General features: G+C 39.6%; 16 protein-coding genes. 14 read left to right on the top strand and 2 right to left on the bottom strand.

Annotated features, from left to right (window positions below):
• Positions 1 to 11 precede the first annotated feature (11 nt).
• The gene (locus I6F41_RS08125) at positions 12 to 2,603 is read right to left on the bottom strand and encodes a TonB-dependent receptor plug domain-containing protein (protein ID WP_182683373.1); all 2,592 of its coding nucleotides are present in this window, start codon (positions 2,601 to 2,603) and stop codon (positions 12 to 14) included.
• A gap of 823 nt (positions 2,604 to 3,426) precedes the next feature.
• On the bottom strand, positions 3,427 to 3,849 hold the full coding sequence (locus tag I6F41_RS08120) for a hypothetical protein (protein WP_197108120.1): 423 nt from the start codon (positions 3,847 to 3,849) through the stop codon (positions 3,427 to 3,429).
• 344 nt (positions 3,850 to 4,193) lie between these two features.
• Here I6F41_RS08120 and ccoN point away from each other — a divergent pair, with 344 nt between their 5' ends.
• From ccoN to I6F41_RS08050, 14 genes are all read left to right on the top strand, one after another.
• Complete coding sequence (gene ccoN / locus I6F41_RS08115; protein WP_011328517.1) at positions 4,194 to 5,627, top strand: cytochrome-c oxidase, cbb3-type subunit I; 1,434 nt, start codon at positions 4,194 to 4,196, stop codon at positions 5,625 to 5,627.
• Between the two features lie 12 nt (positions 5,628 to 5,639).
• Positions 5,640 to 6,314, top strand: a complete 675-nt coding sequence (gene ccoO / locus I6F41_RS08110; protein WP_011328518.1) for a cytochrome-c oxidase, cbb3-type subunit II — start codon at positions 5,640 to 5,642, stop codon at positions 6,312 to 6,314.
• Positions 6,315 to 6,320: 6 nt separating this feature from the next.
• Positions 6,321 to 6,506, top strand: a complete 186-nt coding sequence (locus I6F41_RS08105) for a cbb3-type cytochrome oxidase subunit 3 (protein WP_011328519.1) — start codon at positions 6,321 to 6,323, stop codon at positions 6,504 to 6,506.
• Positions 6,503 to 7,537, top strand: a complete 1,035-nt coding sequence (locus I6F41_RS08100; protein WP_011328520.1) for a c-type cytochrome — start codon at positions 6,503 to 6,505, stop codon at positions 7,535 to 7,537. The genes I6F41_RS08105 and I6F41_RS08100 overlap by 4 nt, the downstream gene beginning before the upstream one ends.
• Before the next feature lie 142 nt (positions 7,538 to 7,679).
• Complete coding sequence (locus tag I6F41_RS08095) at positions 7,680 to 8,171, top strand: FixH family protein (protein ID WP_197108117.1); 492 nt, start codon at positions 7,680 to 7,682, stop codon at positions 8,169 to 8,171.
• Between the two features lie 8 nt (positions 8,172 to 8,179).
• Entirely contained in the window at positions 8,180 to 10,555 is a 2,376-nt protein-coding gene (locus I6F41_RS08090) for a heavy metal translocating P-type ATPase (protein ID WP_197108115.1), read from the top strand.
• Positions 10,552 to 10,719 (top strand): cbb3-type cytochrome oxidase assembly protein CcoS, encoded by a 168-nt coding sequence (ccoS, locus tag I6F41_RS08085; RefSeq protein ID WP_008109812.1) that lies wholly within the window; start codon positions 10,552 to 10,554, stop codon positions 10,717 to 10,719. The genes I6F41_RS08090 and ccoS overlap by 4 nt, the downstream gene beginning before the upstream one ends.
• A complete protein-coding gene (locus I6F41_RS08080) occupies positions 10,712 to 11,383 on the top strand; it encodes a sulfite exporter TauE/SafE family protein (RefSeq protein ID WP_058373650.1) in 672 nt (223 codons plus the stop codon). The genes ccoS and I6F41_RS08080 overlap by 8 nt, the downstream gene beginning before the upstream one ends.
• Before the next feature lie 41 nt (positions 11,384 to 11,424).
• On the top strand, positions 11,425 to 12,162 hold the full coding sequence (locus I6F41_RS08075; protein ID WP_197108113.1) for an FNR family transcription factor: 738 nt from the start codon (positions 11,425 to 11,427) through the stop codon (positions 12,160 to 12,162).
• Between the two features lie 152 nt (positions 12,163 to 12,314).
• Positions 12,315 to 13,241 (top strand): universal stress protein UspE, encoded by a 927-nt coding sequence (gene uspE, locus I6F41_RS08070; protein WP_197108111.1) that lies wholly within the window; start codon positions 12,315 to 12,317, stop codon positions 13,239 to 13,241.
• A gap of 87 nt (positions 13,242 to 13,328) precedes the next feature.
• On the top strand, positions 13,329 to 14,243 hold the full coding sequence (ttcA, locus tag I6F41_RS08065; protein WP_011328526.1) for a tRNA 2-thiocytidine(32) synthetase TtcA: 915 nt from the start codon (positions 13,329 to 13,331) through the stop codon (positions 14,241 to 14,243).
• A gap of 400 nt (positions 14,244 to 14,643) precedes the next feature.
• Positions 14,644 to 15,363 (top strand): hydrolase, encoded by a 720-nt coding sequence (locus I6F41_RS08060; RefSeq protein WP_011328528.1) that lies wholly within the window; start codon positions 14,644 to 14,646, stop codon positions 15,361 to 15,363.
• A gap of 51 nt (positions 15,364 to 15,414) precedes the next feature.
• The gene (locus I6F41_RS08055) at positions 15,415 to 15,768 is read left to right on the top strand and encodes a c-type cytochrome (protein ID WP_011328529.1); all 354 of its coding nucleotides are present in this window, start codon (positions 15,415 to 15,417) and stop codon (positions 15,766 to 15,768) included.
• 20 nt (positions 15,769 to 15,788) lie between these two features.
• Positions 15,789 to 17,540, top strand: coding sequence for an amidohydrolase (locus tag I6F41_RS08050; protein WP_197108110.1), 1,752 nt, complete (start codon positions 15,789 to 15,791; stop codon positions 17,538 to 17,540).
• Positions 17,541 to 17,634: the final 94 nt, after the last annotated feature.

The raw sequence follows: 17,634 nt of genomic DNA, 5'->3' as shown, positions 1-17,634 counted from the left end.
ACTGTATTTAATTAGTACTTAATATTGATTCCAGCAAAGAAACGACGACCTAATACGTCATAGGTATACGGGTCAGTGTTTGAATCATTGTTGCCTGTGTAATAAGGTGCTTGCTTGTCAAACAAGTTATTAACACCTGCAGATAAAGAAACAGTATCATTTATTACATATGAACCACTTAAGTCATGGTAAACAACAGTACCAACGCTCGGCACTAAACACTCACTGTCAGCAGCAAGACATGAATAGCTATCAAGGCCATCGATTAAACGAGCTTGATATTGTGTATCCCAATTATCACCTGAAACATTTAGTGTGAAGTTTGACTTAACTTTTGCATAGCTACCGCTACTAGACGTTACAAGGCCAGTATAATCAATCGTGCTAGTACCTGAATCAACTATATATTCGTCTAAAATGGTTACATCTAGACCAGTGCGCCAATTAAGACCTGCAGCTTCGAATGCATACTTAAAGTTTACATCGTAACCTTTTGTTGTTTCAGCGCCAATATTTTGTAACTGATTATTAAAGCTAATACGACCTGTACTTTGGTTAAATTTAACACCTGCAGACTGACAGAGTGCTGTATTTTCATTAATATTGTTACCTGATGCTGAATCAAGACAGCTATTCACAATATATTGATTATTAACACTTGAGATTGCATTTTCAATTTCAATTTCGTAGTAATCAACTGTCATTGAAAAACCTTCAAACCAAGATGGTGCATACACAAAACCAGCCGTCACGGTATCAGCAAGCTCGGGGCTTAAATTATCATTACCACCTACGGTTACTTCAGCTTGATCCTGCGCTCCTGGGAACTCGACTCGTTCAAATGAAGGTGATTTACCTTGGTATAGCTCTGAAACTGTTGGAGCACGAAAAGCAGTTGAACGAACAGCACGAAGCATTAGCTCATCATTTACACGCCATGTTAAACCAAGTTTCCATGTTTCATCTGAACCAAAAGTACTATAATCAAATGCACGCACAGCAGCACTCAAATCAATGCTATCAGCAAACACTGTATCTGCAACTAGCGGTACTGCAAACTCAACATACGCTTCGTTAACTGCAAAACGACCGCCCGTTGGCTCTACACGTGGATCATTAGCTAGGCCTTGTGATGTTAATGAGTCAGGTATATACCATGCTTTTTCTTCACGACGCTCAATACCAGCAGCAAAACCTACATAGCCAGCTGGTAGTTCAACCACTTCGCCGTTTAAGCCTGCAGATAAAACAAGTAATTGGCTTCCGCCTGAGTTATTTTCCGTGTAGTTATATTCAGCTAAATTACCTGCACTCCAATCACTTTGATCTAAAGGATTGAAGTTACCCGTACCTATATCTTTTTGAATAGAACCCATATTTAATAAATTTGTGGCGCGATCTACAGCATCATTACGACCAAATACTACAGATGTATCCCAGCCCCAACCATTATCAAATGCACCATCAAGGCCAATAACTGCGCGTACTGTATCAACTACTTGTTCATAGCCACGAGGACCAATATCAGTCATACGGCGACCGTATGAAATAGCTTCCCCGTCAGTAACACCGTGTGATATTAGTGAATCACCCATTGCAGCTTGGTCATAATTAAAGTCAAACCATACTGGTTGTGGTGCCATTTGTTGAGTAGACCAACGTTTAGAGTATGTAAACTCTGTGAATAAACGCGTCTCATCAGTTAATTCAAAATGACCAATACCTGTAAGGTTTAAACGACGCATTGGTGTATATAAGTAACTATCCGGTGCAAAGTTATAAGCATCATTTTCTGCTACATAATCATGCCACTGACCATCTGCTTGACCTTGTAGATCAGCAGTTGTACCCCATACTCGACCGTTCGGACTGTATGGAGAACCTCCACAATAAAAACTCTTATCTGCAAAGTTTTCTTCAATTGGACAATTTGAGAAGTCACGGTCTGCTTGATTTGCATCACCACGGTCTGTGTACTGTAAGCCTATAACAACATTACCGCGATCAAAACTTGACCCCATTGTGATATCAAATGAAGTTTCATCAGCATCGCCTTCGCCAGTGATAGCACCGCTAAGGTTCATATCAAGGCCTTCAAAATCATCTTTTAATATGATGTTTACTACACCAGCTACTGCATCTGTTCCATAAACTGCTGAAGCACCATCTTTTAACACTTCAACTTGTTTAATCATAGATACTGGAATGGTATTCAAATCAACTGTAGATGCAGCACCTGTGCCTGAGTTAATCATGCGTCGGCCATTTACTAGTACTAAAGTACGCTGTGCGCCTAAACCACGAAGATCAACTCGTGCATTACCACCTGAACCATTATTAACTGCAGGATTGGTCATAGCGCCACTTGCAGCAGTCATTTTTTGTAAAACGCTATCAATACTCGTTGCGCCCATCGCTTTGATGTCATCTGCACCAATAAGAGTAACAGGACTAGACGTTTCCATGTCGGTACGCTTAATACGAGAACCCGTTACTTGAATTTTTTCAATTGATTTTGCCGCTTCGTCAGCCGCTAAAACTTGCACACTTGAGAACATTGGAATAGCAGCGATAACCGCTAAGCCAAGAGTTGATTTTTTCATGGATGAACCCTACTTGTTGAAAATTTACCTAAATGGTAATGCTCACTTTTATAAGAATTGTGAGTCAGAAAACAGCAACTTAGGCGTGATTAACTGAACAAAAACTTAACGAAAGGCTAATTAAAAACCAACCGAAAAACACAACACCCAAAAAAGGTACAAACGTTACACCATGTTTCCTTGTTAATTAATAAATACACATCAAAATCAATGCGTTAAACAAATTGCGCTACATTAAAAGCACAGGTGAAATCAAACTAATGGACTTTGTAATTAAATGTAATTAACTCAACAATGTACCTTTAACCGGTAATTTAACAAGTTAATCACAGTAGGTTATTAAAACCGTAAAACTAGATGTTAATTGATAACTATATTTATGCGCTTTGAGTAATTAATTAGTCTGATTTAACGCATATATAGCTTTTAAAGGAGAGATTTTTTATTCAGCCAAGATTAAACAAGTAAATTATTCACCAATTTAATGACGCAATGATTGCCTCAAACCTAGTAGTACACTTAATTCAACCAAATACCATTTTTGCATTTTTCGAAATTAAAAAGAGAAAGTAAAAATAACAAAAGGCAGGAGTGCTAAGTGCTAGCTAAAATGATGTGAGTGTACGAAGTACTCTTATTGTAGGCTTAATCTTCTTGCGCTAAAGCTAACCCTCTGTGGATTTAGCTTTTCTGCGCCAAGAAATAAAAAGTAACGCTTAACTTAAAGAGAGTAAGCACAACTAAACTGATCTCAACCAGAATGCTTATCTCCCTGCTGCAAATTAAGCGAGCTACTTAATAAGTAGTATAAGCAATGGCATGTTTAGTAAGTAACGTAAAAATAATAATATACCGAGTTGCTTTGCTGTGTTGCCTCATCGGTTACGTTAAGGATTAATTTCCACAGCATATTTTTTTCAGCGCAAATACCTACCATAGTTTCACTTTGCCAAGTGTTGCCATGGCGCTTAAATTGCTGAGGAATATACCCCATATACATAGTTACGCCTTCAAGTTTTGCATTCGTAATAACATGCCCTTTAGGTAACTCGGAAAATATGGAGAATGGTGTTTCAGGGGATAAATCACCATCGCTAAGCCACACTTTAACGCCATTTGGAAAAGTACAGGGTAAACCGGCTTCGCAAGCAAGGTTTTTTAATTGTTGTGTATCGCTGGTTTTTGAATAATCACACGCAACTAAAAAAATTAGTAAAAAAAACAAACATACTCTATATATATACATGTGGCAGGTACTCACAATCCAAAAAATAATGGCTGGCACTAATTTAATAGTCACAAGGTCAAATCACACTTTTATTACAAATAACGTACAATTCACCTCAAAAAGTAAACAGCAAGCTAGTAAAGTTTGATTGATGTCATAATATTATGTAATTGACCTATCTTTTTTAAGCCAAAAATTTTATCATTTCAACCGCAAAAAAATAAGGGTTTCTCGAGTCTGTTTTCTAAAATAATCGTATTTTTAATGTTTTAGATGGCAAGCTTGTGAAGTAATAGTAGGCCCCACTTTTTTTAGGTGGGTAATTCATTTCTAAACGCATTTATTGCAGCGGAAGCCAGAAAATGAGCCAGACAGTAGCATCACACACTGAGTACAACTATAAAGTTGTACGCCAATTCGCTATTATGACAGTGATTTGGGGCATCGTTGGCATGAGTATTGGGGTTCTGATTGCTGCCCAACTAGCTTGGCCAGCACTTAACTTTGATACACCATGGTTAACATACTCTCGACTTCGTCCGTTACACACGAACGCAGTTATTTTCGCATTTGGTACAAGTGCACTTTTTGCGACGTCTTATTACGTCGTTCAACGTACCTGTCAAACGCGCCTTCTTTCAGATAAATTAGCAGCCTTTACATTTTGGGGTTGGCAGCTTGTTATTGTGCTTGCTGTTATTACACTACCTTTGGGTATTACAAGTTCTAAAGAATATGCAGAACTTGAGTGGCCAATTGATATTTTAATAGCCGTTGTATGGGTAACTTATGCCGTAGTATTTATGGGCACAATCGCAAAGCGTAAAGTGTCTCATATATATGTAGCTAACTGGTTCTATGCTGGCTTTATCATTACGGTTGCTGTACTTCATATTGTAAACAGTATGGCTGTACCTGTGTCGTTAACTAAATCGTATTCCATTTATGCTGGTGCAGTTGATGCAATGGTACAGTGGTGGTACGGACACAATGCCGTTGGCTTTTTATTAACAGCTGGCTTTTTAGGTATGATGTATTACTTTGTACCAAAACAAGCAGGCCGTCCTGTTTACTCTTACCGCTTATCAGTGGTTCACTTTTGGGCGCTTATTTCGCTTTATATTTGGGCAGGCCCTCATCACCTTCACTACACTGCGCTTCCTGATTGGACGCAAAGTTTAGGTATGGTTATGTCTATTATCCTCTTCGTTCCATCTTGGGGTGGCATGATTAACGGTATTATGACGTTATCTGGTGCATGGCATAAGCTTCGTACTGACCCTGTTTTACGTTTCTTAGTTGTTTCATTATCTTTTTACGGTATGTCTACGTTTGAAGGCCCAATGATGGCAATTAAATCTGTAAACGCGCTTTCTCATTACACCGACTGGACTGTAGGACACGTTCACTCAGGTGCATTAGGTTGGGTTGCAATGATATCTATCGGCGCTATTTACCACTTAATCCCTGCGCTATTCTCGCAAGGTCGTATGTACAGCGTTAAATTAATTAACACACATTTTTGGTTACACACTGTTGGTGTTGTTTTATACATAGTAGCAATGTGGATCTCAGGTGTAATGCAAGGTCTAATGTGGCGTGCAGTTAACTCTGATGGCACATTAATGTATAGCTTTGTACAGTCTTTAGAGGCATCTCATCCTTTCTATGTTATACGCTTTATTGGTGGTGTGTTCATCGTAGTAGGTATGCTAGTTATGGCTTATAACGTTTATCGTACAGTGGCAGCGAAGAACGATTCGCTGCAATTAGACGAACAAGCACAATTAGCATAACGGAGTGAGATAATGAGCAATAAAAATTCACAAAACAAACACGAAATAGTCGAAAAAAACATTGGCCTTATGGCTATCTTGACCGTTTTCGCAATTAGCTTTGGTGCATTAGTTGAAATTACTCCGCTAATGTTTCAAGACGATACAACTAAACCAGTTGACGGACTACGTCCGTTAACTGCACTTGAAATGGAAGGCCGAGATCTATATGTACGTGAGGGTTGTTCTAACTGTCACTCACAAATGATCCGCCCTTTTCGTGACGAAGTTGAGCGTTATGGCCACTATTCAGTTGCTGGTGAATCTGTTTGGGATCACCCTTTCCTTTGGGGTTCTAAACGTACTGGTCCTGACTTAGCTCGTGTAGGCAAACGTTATTCGGATGACTGGCATTATGCTCACTTAGTTGACCCACGTGCTGTGGTTCCTGAGTCGAACATGCCAGGCTTTCCTTGGTTAGCAGAGAATACGCTTGATACAAGCTTGACTTTGAATAAACTTAAAATTTTCCGTGACACATTTGGAATCGATAGCCGTACCGACCGTTACGATGGTTTAGGTTACGGTAGTGATGAAGAATTAATCGCTGATGTTGCCAAAGTTGATGCAATGAATGACGGTAAAGGTGCAACAGAAATGCAAGCCCTTATCGCTTATTTGCAACAGCTTGGCACCCACTTGAAGTAACTAATTATGGATTATGGGACATACAGAGGCATTTTAACTCTGGTAATTTTAGTACTATTTATTGTGATTGTTGCTTGGGCATACAGCAAACGTAGTAAAACACGTTTTAAAGACGCTGCTAATGTTATTTTCGAAGATGAAAAAAAACACAACAATACGCTCTCTAACGAGGAAAAGGGGTCTGAGAAATGACTAGCTTTTGGAGTATTTGGGTTATTGTATTAACCCTATCATGTTTGTTCATTTTGTTTGGTTTACTCGTGTGGAATTTAAAAAACTACGCTGGTGTACCTGAAGGTGAAAGCTGTGGACATGTATATGATGGAATTGAAGAGCTAAATAATCCACTACCAAAGTGGTGGACTTACATGTTCTTTGCAACATTTATTTGGTCTGTTTATTACTTAGCAGCTTACCCAGGTTTAGGTAACTGGGAAGGGTTAGGTAAGTGGACTAGTTCTAACCAAGGTATTACTTCTTTGGCTGAGTCTAAAGAAGCAGTAGAACTTGCTAAAGAAGAAGGTCGCTTTGTAAAACTGGACGCTGAGTACCGCGTTGCAGATGCACGTTTTGGTCCTATTTTTAATGAACTGGCACAAATACCTGTAGTAAAATTGGTTGAGTCTAAATTTGAAGGTGACGCAGCACAGCAAGTTGCACTTGAAAATGGTGAAAAACATGCCGAGACACAAGGTCAGCTAGCAATTGAAATTGGCCAACGTCTTTTTGCACAAAACTGTTCTCAGTGTCATGGTTCTGACGCGCGTGGTGGTACTGGCTTTCCTAACCTAACTGATAATGATTGGTTATATGGCGGCACACCCGATAAAATTAAAGAAACATTACTTTACGGGCGTATAGCAGCAATGCCACCTTGGGGTGCTGCATTAGGTGAGCAAGGCGTTAAAGAAATGACCGCTCATGTACTTAGCCTTTCAGGTCGTACTGTAAACCAAAAAGACGCTGCTGCCGGCGAAGCTAAGTGGGCTATGTGTGCTGCATGTCATGGTGCTGACGGTAAAGGCTCTGTTGCACACAACTTACCCTTTGGTGCACCTAACCTAACCGACAACGTTTGGTTATATGGCGGTTCTCAACGTGCTGTTGAAGAAACACTTAACCATGGTCGTGCCGGTGTAATGCCAGCGTGGAAAGATATTTTAGGTGAAGATAAAATACACCTACTAACGGCTTACGTTTACAGCTTATCTCAAGCTAAATAGTTACACCGTTAACGAATATTTAATCTTTTAAATTCAATAGATTAATCCAGATCAAAAAAGCCTCCACTCGGAGGCTTTTTTTTAGTCTTTTACAAATATTTATTATAGTATAGCCGCATCTTCATTTTATTTTAGAGTAACTATGCAACCTACTCCGTGGTATAAAAATTTTTGGCCTTGGTTTTTAATCTTTTTTCCCTCTGCTGCAATTATTGGCTGCATTAGCTTATTCTTTACCGCCATAGGCAATGGCCCTGATATGGTGGTAGATGACTACTATAAAAAAGGCAAAGCAATTAACTTAGAGCTTACTAAGTTTGATAAGGCAAAAGCTTTATACTTACATGGCGAGCTGAATGTTACCAGTGAGCGCGTTGGTTTTAAATTTACCAAAGGCGATACGAACAACATACATGCATTAAAACTGTCGTTTTATCATCGTACAATTAAAGCGCATGACTTTGAAGCCACGCTAACGCCTAATGCTAATCAAGAATTTACCGCATTACTTGACGGGTTTACCGACGGTGCTTATTCGGTATTTATTGAGCCTATTGATGGTAGCTGGAAGCTAAAAGAAAACATTACCTTACCAACCACCCTTGCTGTTTTAGTTACGCCTAATTATAAGTAGTATTTAGTATGTCTATAAATTGCTTTCATTGCCTTGAAAGTGTACCTAACGGGTTTAGCGCACACGTAGTAATTGATAATAAATCTCAGCCAATGTGTTGCATTGGCTGCCAAGCCGTTGCGCAAAATATTATTGATCAAGGTATGACCGACTATTATAAATATCGTACCGTTCAAGCTGGTAAAGTAGAGCAGTTAGTACCAGAGCAACTCGCCTTTATTAAAAGCTACGACAATGAAGATATTCAAGACGAATTTATAACGACCAATGACAACTTCTCAGAAGTATTGCTCAGCGTAGAAGGTATAACCTGCGCAGCTTGTGCATGGCTTATAGAAAAGCAATTACTTAGTTTAAAAACAGTAAAGCGTGTTGATGTTAATACCTCAACTAACCGCGCTATGGTGCAATGGGATAAAACCGCCACCCCATTGAGCGAAATTATTACTAGCCTTGCTAAAATTGGCTATAAAGCCTATCCGTTTCAGTCCGACTTAGAAGCACAGCAAAAACAGCAAACCGCAAAAGCCTATATTCGCCGCTTAGGTGTAGCCGGTTTAATGACCATGCAAGTGATGATGTTTGCCTTTGCTATGTACTTTGGCATGTTCTCCGGAATGGACAGTAATTTTGAGGAATACTTTAGGTGGATCAGCCTCGTTTTAGCTTCTCCGGTTATTTTATATAGCGCACTGCCCTTTTTAACTAATGCTATAAATGGCTTAAAAGCAAAACAACTCAATATGGATTTACCTGTCTCGCTGGCTATTTTTGGTGCATTTGGTGCTAGTTGTTACGCTACATTTATGCAAGTGGGTGAGGTGTACTTTGAATCGGTATGTATGTTTACCTTTTTATTGTTATTAGGTAAATATCTAGAATTTAGAGCACGATTAAAAGCCAGTGAATTTACAGCTAACTTACAAAAGTTATTGCCACTAACCGCCCGTACTCTCGATGCAAATGGCCAAGAACATATTATTGCCGCTAAAAAGCTTAAATTAAACGATATTATTCTAATTAAAGCCGGCGAAACCATTCCTGCCGATGGAATTTTAATTAAAGGTAAAACCAGCGTTGATGAATCAATGATGACCGGAGAGCACCTGCCGGTTAATAAGTTTATTAATCACAGTGTTTACGCCGGCACAGTCAATCATGACGGTATTATTGAAATAAAAATCAATAAAATAGGTCAAAGCACGCTGCTAAATCAAATAATTCGTCTACAACACAATGCACTTACTAAACGCCCTAAACTAGTAGAAATTACAGATAAAGTTGCTCAGTGGTTTGTGGCTGTGTTACTTATATTTGCATCGGTAACCGCATTTGGCTGGTATCAAATTGCCCCTGAGCAAGCATTTTGGATCACTATTTCTGTACTCGTGGCTACGTGTCCTTGCGCGCTAAGTTTAGCTATTCCAACCGCATTAACCTGTTCGGTAGCCAACCTTACTCGTAAAGGTATTTTAATAAAACAAGCGCATGTGCTCGAAACTCTATCTAAAATCACTTTATTCGCATTTGATAAAACCGGCACGCTAACCCAAGGACGCTTTAGCTTAGATGCGGTCGATATACTCAGTGAAGAGTACACTAAAAATCAAGTACTTGAGATTGCAGCCCAACTAGAGAGCTATTCAGAGCACCCAATTGCCCGTGCGTTTAGCCAATATAAAGTACCAGGGCATAAACTTAACGACATTCAATTACACCCTGGCAAAGGGATCAGCGCACAGTATAACGACACTCATTATGCTATTGGTAAAAGTGGCTGGTTTAATAGTAAAAAAACCAACGCGCAAGCAACTTTGTATATTAATCAGCAACCTATTGCCCGTTTTTACTTTGTCGATAAAATAAAAGATGATGCGAGTACTTTAATTAACGCTCTACAAACGCATAAGTTAACGTGTCATATGCTTACTGGCGACGCATCTGATGCGGGGCAACGTATAGCAAAAAAACTTAAATTACACAGCGTGCAATCGGGTTGTAGTCCTAAAGACAAACAAACAGCAGTTGAGCAATGGTCAACACAAGGTGAAGTGGTTGCCATGGTAGGTGATGGGGTAAACGACAGCCCAGTATTTGCCAGCGCGCACTTATCAATCGCCATGGAAACCGGGGCCGACATTTCAAAAAACAGCGCCGACGTGGTTTTGCTCAATAGCGATTTAGCCTCAATCGAGCACCTATTAATAGTTGCAAAAAAAACCAGGCGCATTATTAAACAAAACTTAACTTTGTCTTTATTGTATAATGGCTCAATATTACCGTTAGCTGCAATGGGGCTGGTTGCACCGTGGATGGCTGTTATTGGTATGTCGACCAGCTCAATTATTGTGATATGCAACTCATTAAGGCTGTTAAAGTTATGAGCATAATTTACATTTTAGTTCCTATCGCTATTTTATTTGTACTAATAGCTATAGGAGTATTTTTTTGGGCAGTAAAAGGCGAGCAATTTTCTGATTTAAATAAACAAGGCCATAGTATCTTGTTTGAAGATGACAAAGAGCAGCATAACAAAAGTAATGATTGACCCTATTTTTGTCAGTGCTTTTTTAATGGGCCTAATTGGCAGCGGCCATTGCATTGCAATGTGTGGTGGCATAGCCAGCTCATTGCAATTAGCCAGTAATAAACGCCAAACCCTCATTTACTCTTTTGCTTATAATATAGGCCGAGCGCTGAGTTACATGCTTGCAGGCGCATTAGTGGCAGGCATTAGCAGTAAATTTGCCACGCAAAACTCTGTTTTTGCATTATCACTGTCTTTTATAGCAGGCATTTTTATGTTGTTGGTAGGGGTATATATAATGCGCTTAGCAGCTACCTTACAATGGCTCGAAAAAGTAGGTAAAACCTTAGTTTGGCAACACCTAGTTAAATTTAATAAATATTTAATGCCGATTAACTCGCCATTTAAAGCACTTGGATACGGCGCTTTATGGGGCTGGTTACCCTGTGGTTTAGTTTATTCAGCACTTACTTGGGCCATGACCAGCGCAAATGCGCTTGATGGTGCATTAGTAATGCTGTGTTTTGCACTAGGCACCTTTCCCGCGATGATCACAATAGGCGTTAGTGCAAAAAAACTAAGCACCCTGTTTAACCACCCTTGGACACGAATAATATTAGGTAGCGTAATAATTTGGTATGGTATTTACTTACTGATCATTGCAACAGATAAGCTTGTGCATTAACATTGATCATATTGTGGCTTGAATTTTAACGGATTGAATTTATGGATTTTTCTCAAGGTCGTGCTAAAAGTAATTGTGCTATTAGCTGTAATAACTGCAGTATCAGCCAGTTATGCCTACCCTTCTCTCTTAATGGTCAAGAAATGGATAAGCTTGACGAAATAATCGAGCGCAAAAAACCATTACACAAAGGCGACTTTTTGTTTGAGTCGGGCGCGCCATTAAACGCTATTTATGCTGTGCGTTCGGGTTCGTTTAAATCTTATACTTTATCTGAGCAAGGCGATGAGCAAATTACAGGTTTTCATTTAGCCGGTGACTTAGTTGGTTTTGATGCAATAAGTAAAATGATGCATCAAAGCTTTTCACAAGCGTTAGAAACATCTATGGTATGCGAAATTCCGTTTGATACCCTTGACGAGTTAGCAGGCAGACTCCCTAAGTTACGCCAACAAATAATGCGCTTAATGAGTAGCGAAATTACCTATGATCAAGAAATGCTGTTACTGCTTAACAAAAAATCTGCCGAGCAGCGCTTAGCCAGCTTTATTTTTAACTTATCGGAACGCTTTGGTGAACGTGGTTTTTCTCGTAAAGAATTTCGCTTTACCATGACCCGCGGCGAAATAGGCAATTACCTGGGTTTAACCGTTGAAACAATTAGTCGTTTATTGAGTCGCTTTCAAAAAGCCGATTTAATAAAAGTTGAAGGCAAATTTATTACTATTTTAGATAACGATGCACTAGCCAAAGCAGCGGCAATAGTAAAAGCTCGCTAATTAGCGTACTTACATTGTAATATTTAAACTATTTAAACTAATTCCTTAGATTAAATAGTTTGATTTAGAACAATAATATTTGTGCTATCCCTTTCACTGTGCTCTATTTACGTTACACTCAAAGTACACCCGTAAAGTGAATGGAGTTGCACATGAACACGATTAAACGCATTCTTGCGGTTATTGACCCCACCAAAGACGACCAGCACGGTTTAGCTCGTTCAATTGACTTAGCTAAAAAATCTGGTGCGAGAATTACCGCCTTTATGACGGTTTACGACTTTTCTTATGAAATGACTACTATGCTCTCTGGCGAAGAGCGCGAAGCTATGCGTAAAGCCGTGTTAAACGACCGCGAGCTTTGGTTAAAAGATTTAGTATCGCCTTATCAAAATGTTAATATTGATACACAAGTTGTTTGGCACAATCGCCCTTACGAAGCCATTATTAATACCGTTATTGAGCAAAAATTTGACCTTGTTATTAAAGGCACTCATCAGCACAGTACACTTAAAGCCGTTATTTTCACCCCAACCGACTGGCATTTAGTACGAAAATGTCCATCTCCGGTTTTATTTGTAAAACAAATGGCATGGCCTGCAAATGGCAACATTTTAGCGGCTGTTAATGCAGTGAGCGAAAACGAGCAACACTTAGCGCTTAATAAACGTATTATTAAAGACGCACAATTTTTAGCTGAACTGGCCAACGCCCAACTAAACTTGGTGAACGCCTACCCTGCTACACCAATTAATATTGCCATAGAAATACCTGAATTTAACCCTGGCATTTATAACGAGTCGGTTAAAAAACATCATCATCAATCTACTAATGCACTGGCTGATGAGTTTAATTTACCCCCAGAGCAGTGCTTTATTGAAGAGGGTTTGCCTGAGGACGTTATTCCCGATGTAGCAAAACGTTTAAACAGCGAGTTGGTGGTTATTGGCACTGTAGGGCGTACTGGTTTAAGCGCGGCCTTAGTAGGCAATACTGCAGAGCATGTAATTGATAGCCTAGATTGCGATGTATTGGCACTCAAACCCGATGGTTATATAAGCCCACTCGCAAAAGATTAAATTTTGTTACCGGGCATTTTAAGTATATAATGCGCCCCTTTATTTTTAGCAAATAACTTTGCCGTATTGTTTAATAAGGGGGCGTAATTGTCTCATTCAGATCAAGCTAAAGCTCAATTTAACTTAACCAAGCTTCAAAAGCGTTTACGCCGCCAAACAGGTCAAGCCGTCATGGACTTTAACATGATTGAAGAAGGCGACCGCATTATGGTGTGCTTATCTGGTGGCAAAGATAGCTACACTATGCTCGACATGCTGCAACACTTAAAACGTGTAGCACCGATTAAGTTTGAGCTATTTGTTGTTAACTTAGATCAAAAGCAACCTGGCTTTCCTGAGCACGTTTTACCCCAGTATCTAGATAAACTAAATGTTGAATACAAAATTGTAGAAGAAGACACCTACAGCATAGTGACCGATATTATTCCTGAAGGTAAAACGACTTGTTCACTTTGTTCGCGTCTGCGCCGGGGTATTTTATACCGTACTGCTAAAGAGTTAGGTGCAACTAAAATTGCGCTTGGCCATCATCGCGATGACATGATCGAAACCCTATTTTTAAATATGTTTTACGGCGGCAAACTTAAAAGTATGCCAGCTAAGCTAATGAGCGATAACGGTGAACATATGGTTATTCGCCCACTTGCATACTGTAAAGAAAGCGATATTAGCCAATATGCGTTTGTACAGGGCTACCCTATTATTCCGTGTAACTTATGTGGCTCGCAAGAAAACCTACAGCGTAAACACACAAAAGCTATGTTAGCTAAGTGGGACGCAGAGCACCCAGGGCGTATAGAAAGTATTTTTACCGCCATGCAAAACGTTGTACCTTCGCACTTAGCAGATAATCAGTTATTTGATTTTACTAATTTGCAAACTGGCGAAGTAATTGATGGTGGCGATATTGCCCTAGATAAACCAGACATTCCTAAAGTGCCAATTAATAGTTTACAAGATGAAGATGCCAGCGCAGAAGTTGTTACGATTAACTTAAGCTAGTGTTACATAGGGTTTGTATGCCAATACAAACCCTACCACTTCTAGTTTTTGAGCTAATTCTATTGCTTAAAAACCACTTTATTTTGGTTACATTACCTTATAATTACAATGTAACATCAATCCCCTGCTCCTTTTTTTGCTAAAACACACTGTTTACTTTTAAACAGAAAGAGTCGCGCTTTACTCTCTGATGCCCTGCTAGCAATGCATATAAAGTGTAAATTACGTATTCATTCCCCCCTTAGATCTAGCTTAATTGCAACAACCTCGTCACAACCATTCTATTTTAAAGAACAAAAAACACGGTTTTTACAAATGTACAACAGTTAAAAGTGAACCTATTATATAAAGGTCAAAACAAACTGACACTCTGTAATCAACCAATAAATAGGAAGAACTTATGTTAAAAATTAATAAAACATTAAAGACGCTAGCAGTAGGCCTAAGCTTAGTTGCTGCAACGTGCAGTTCTGCTTTTGCTGGTGAGCCATCAAAAAGCATGTTAACACCAGACAACCACTCGTTAATTTTAATTGACCACCAACCACAAATGGCTTTTGCTACTCGCTCGCACACGGTTGAAAGCGTGCGCAATAATGTAACTGGCTTAGCTAAAGCTGCTAAAGCATTTAAAGTGCCTACTATTTTAACAACCGTTGCAGCTAAGTCTTTCAGTGGTCCAATTTTTCCTGAATTACAAGCGGTATTCCCTAAACAATCACCGATTGATCGTACAACAATGAACACATGGGAAGATAAGCGCGTAACTGACAAAATAAAATCGTTTAAGAAAAACAAAATTGTTATCTCAGCACTATGGACCGAAGTATGTGGTGTAGGCCCAGTGTTATCTGCGATTGATGAAGGTTATGAAGTGTTTTTTGTAACAGATGCATCGGGTGGTGTAAGTAAAGAAGCACACGACATGGCAGTATTACGTATGGTTCAAGCGGGTGCAAAACCAATCACATGGTTACAGTACATGCTAGAACTACAACGTGACTGGGCGCGCACTGGCACTTATGCTGACGTAACTGATATTGCTAAAGAGCATGCAGGTGGCTATGGTTTAGGCCTTATTTATGCAACAGACATGTTTAATGCAAAAGAAGGTCACTAGTTTTATCAATAATTAAAGGCCACTTATGTGGCCTTTTCATTGGAGAGCAGCATGAAAATCATTCCATTATTAGCTTTACTACTCTCAGCCTCACTTTATGCCAATGAGGAAGTAAGCACCTCTGAACAAGCACAAAGCCTAGCAAGAGCAAAGCAATTATCCCAACAATGTTTAGGTTGCCATGGCGAATTTGGTATTGCGCCAATTACTACTAATCCTAACTTAGCAGGACAAAATGCTGAATATCTCGAATATGCTTTAAAAGCGTATCGTGGCGGCGAGCGTAAAGGCGGAATGGCTTTTATTATGCGCGCCAATGCCAGTGCCCTATCGGATCAAGATATTAAAGATTTAGCACTGTATTTTTCATCGCAAGCTGGGCGTAACGCCAGCTCACATCAATAATTTAATGTAAGGAATACGCTATGAAACTAATTAAAAGTTTACTCTCTGTTGCTATTAGCTCGACTATCGCTTTCAATGCACTTGCCGCCGATATGATTGTTTACAATAGTAAGATTGATACTTATGACGGTCAAAAATTCAGTGCTTTTTCGGTTACAGATGGCCGTTTTGAGCAACTAACTAATGATAAAGAACAGCTATTAAAAGAAAAAACCGCCGATACTATTGTTATTGACGCGCAAGGTCGCCGAGTGATCCCTGGTCTTAACGACTCACATTTGCATGTAGTGCGTGGCGGACGCTTTTATAACCTCGAAACCCGCTGGGAAGGTAGTGACTCTTTAGCCACTGGCCTGGAGATGATAAAGCAAAATGCAAAAGTAACTCCTAAAGGTCAATGGGTGCGTGTTATTGGTGGCTGGAGCCCATACCAATTTAAAGAAAAGCGCTTACCAACCTCAGCTGAATTAACCGAAGCGGCACCTGATACTCCAGTATTTGTTTTGCATTTGTACTCAGGCGGTGTATTGAATAAAAAAGCAATGCAAGTATTAGGTATCACTAAAAATACCGTCCCCCCTAAAGGCAGTTACTATGAAAAAGATGCCAACGGTGAATTAACTGGGCGCTTAGTAGCTGATCCTAACCCAATGATTTTATATAAAACGATTGCTGCACTACCGCAATTATCCGCCGAAGAGCAACTAAACTCTAGTAAGCACTACTACAACAAGCTATTAAGCTTAGGCGTAACAAGCGTTATTGATGCAGGCGGCGGTGGCCACACTTTTCCTGAAAACTATCAAGCATCAACAGCCTTAGCGGTAACTGGTGAACTACCTATCCGCGTGTCTAATTATTTATTTCCACAAACACCTGGCAAAGAAATTCAAAGTTTTACGCAATGGATGAGCAGCTACAACGCCAACCAAGATCTGCACTCACACATGGACAATGGTTATGTAATTGAAGGCGGTGGCGAGTTACTTGCTTGGAGCGCCTCTGATTATGAAAACTTCACATCAGGACGCCCTGATCTTGCCGCAGACGCTGAAGATGAACTTGAAAAAGTAGTGCGTTTACACCTACTACAAGGTTGGCCATTTAGAATACACGCTACCTACGATCAATCTATTGAGCGCATGTTAACTGTATTTGAAGAAATCAATAAAACACAACCCTTCAACAAAGTCCGTTGGATTATTGACCATGCCGAAACCGTGTCTGATAAAAATCTAGCGCGGATTAAAAAATTAGGCGGTGCTATTGCTGTGCAAGGCCGTATGGCATTTGCAGGAGAGGATTTTGCCAAGCGTTATGGTAAACAGCAAACTAAACGTACACCACCCATTAAAAAAATGCTCGCTATGGGCATACCGGTAGGCTTTGGTACTGACGGTACCCGTGTTGCTAGCTTTAACCCATGGGCCACTTATTATTGGGCGGTATCGGGTAAAACCGTAGGCGGTTATACCCTGTACGATAAAACCAATACCCTAGACAGGCTAACTGCATTACAGGTATTCACCCAAGGTAGTGCGTATTTTTCAGGCGAAGAAATGTTAAAAGGTCAAATTGAGCCTGGCATGTACGCAGATTTTGCTATTTTAAACCAAGATATTTTAACGGTGACTGAGAGCAAACTATTAAAAACGCAAGCAGAGTTAACCGTTGTAGATGGTAAAGTGCAGTATGCTGCAAAACAAAGCTTTCCTAAATTACATAAACCACTTCAAAAAGCATTGCCTGCATGGTCACCAGTCAATCAATAAACTGAGTATTTATATTAAGCTATTAAAATATACCTAGTTTAGAAGTAAATAACGCACTAAGTTAAAAAGGGTTTGCATTGGCAAACCCTTTTTT

The organism is Pseudoalteromonas sp. SCQQ13, from assembly GCF_015864415.1.
GTDB lineage: Bacteria > Pseudomonadota > Gammaproteobacteria > Enterobacterales > Alteromonadaceae > Pseudoalteromonas > Pseudoalteromonas nigrifaciens.
Note: the sequence above shows the minus strand (reverse complement) of the source record. Positions and strands in the feature narration are given on the sequence as shown.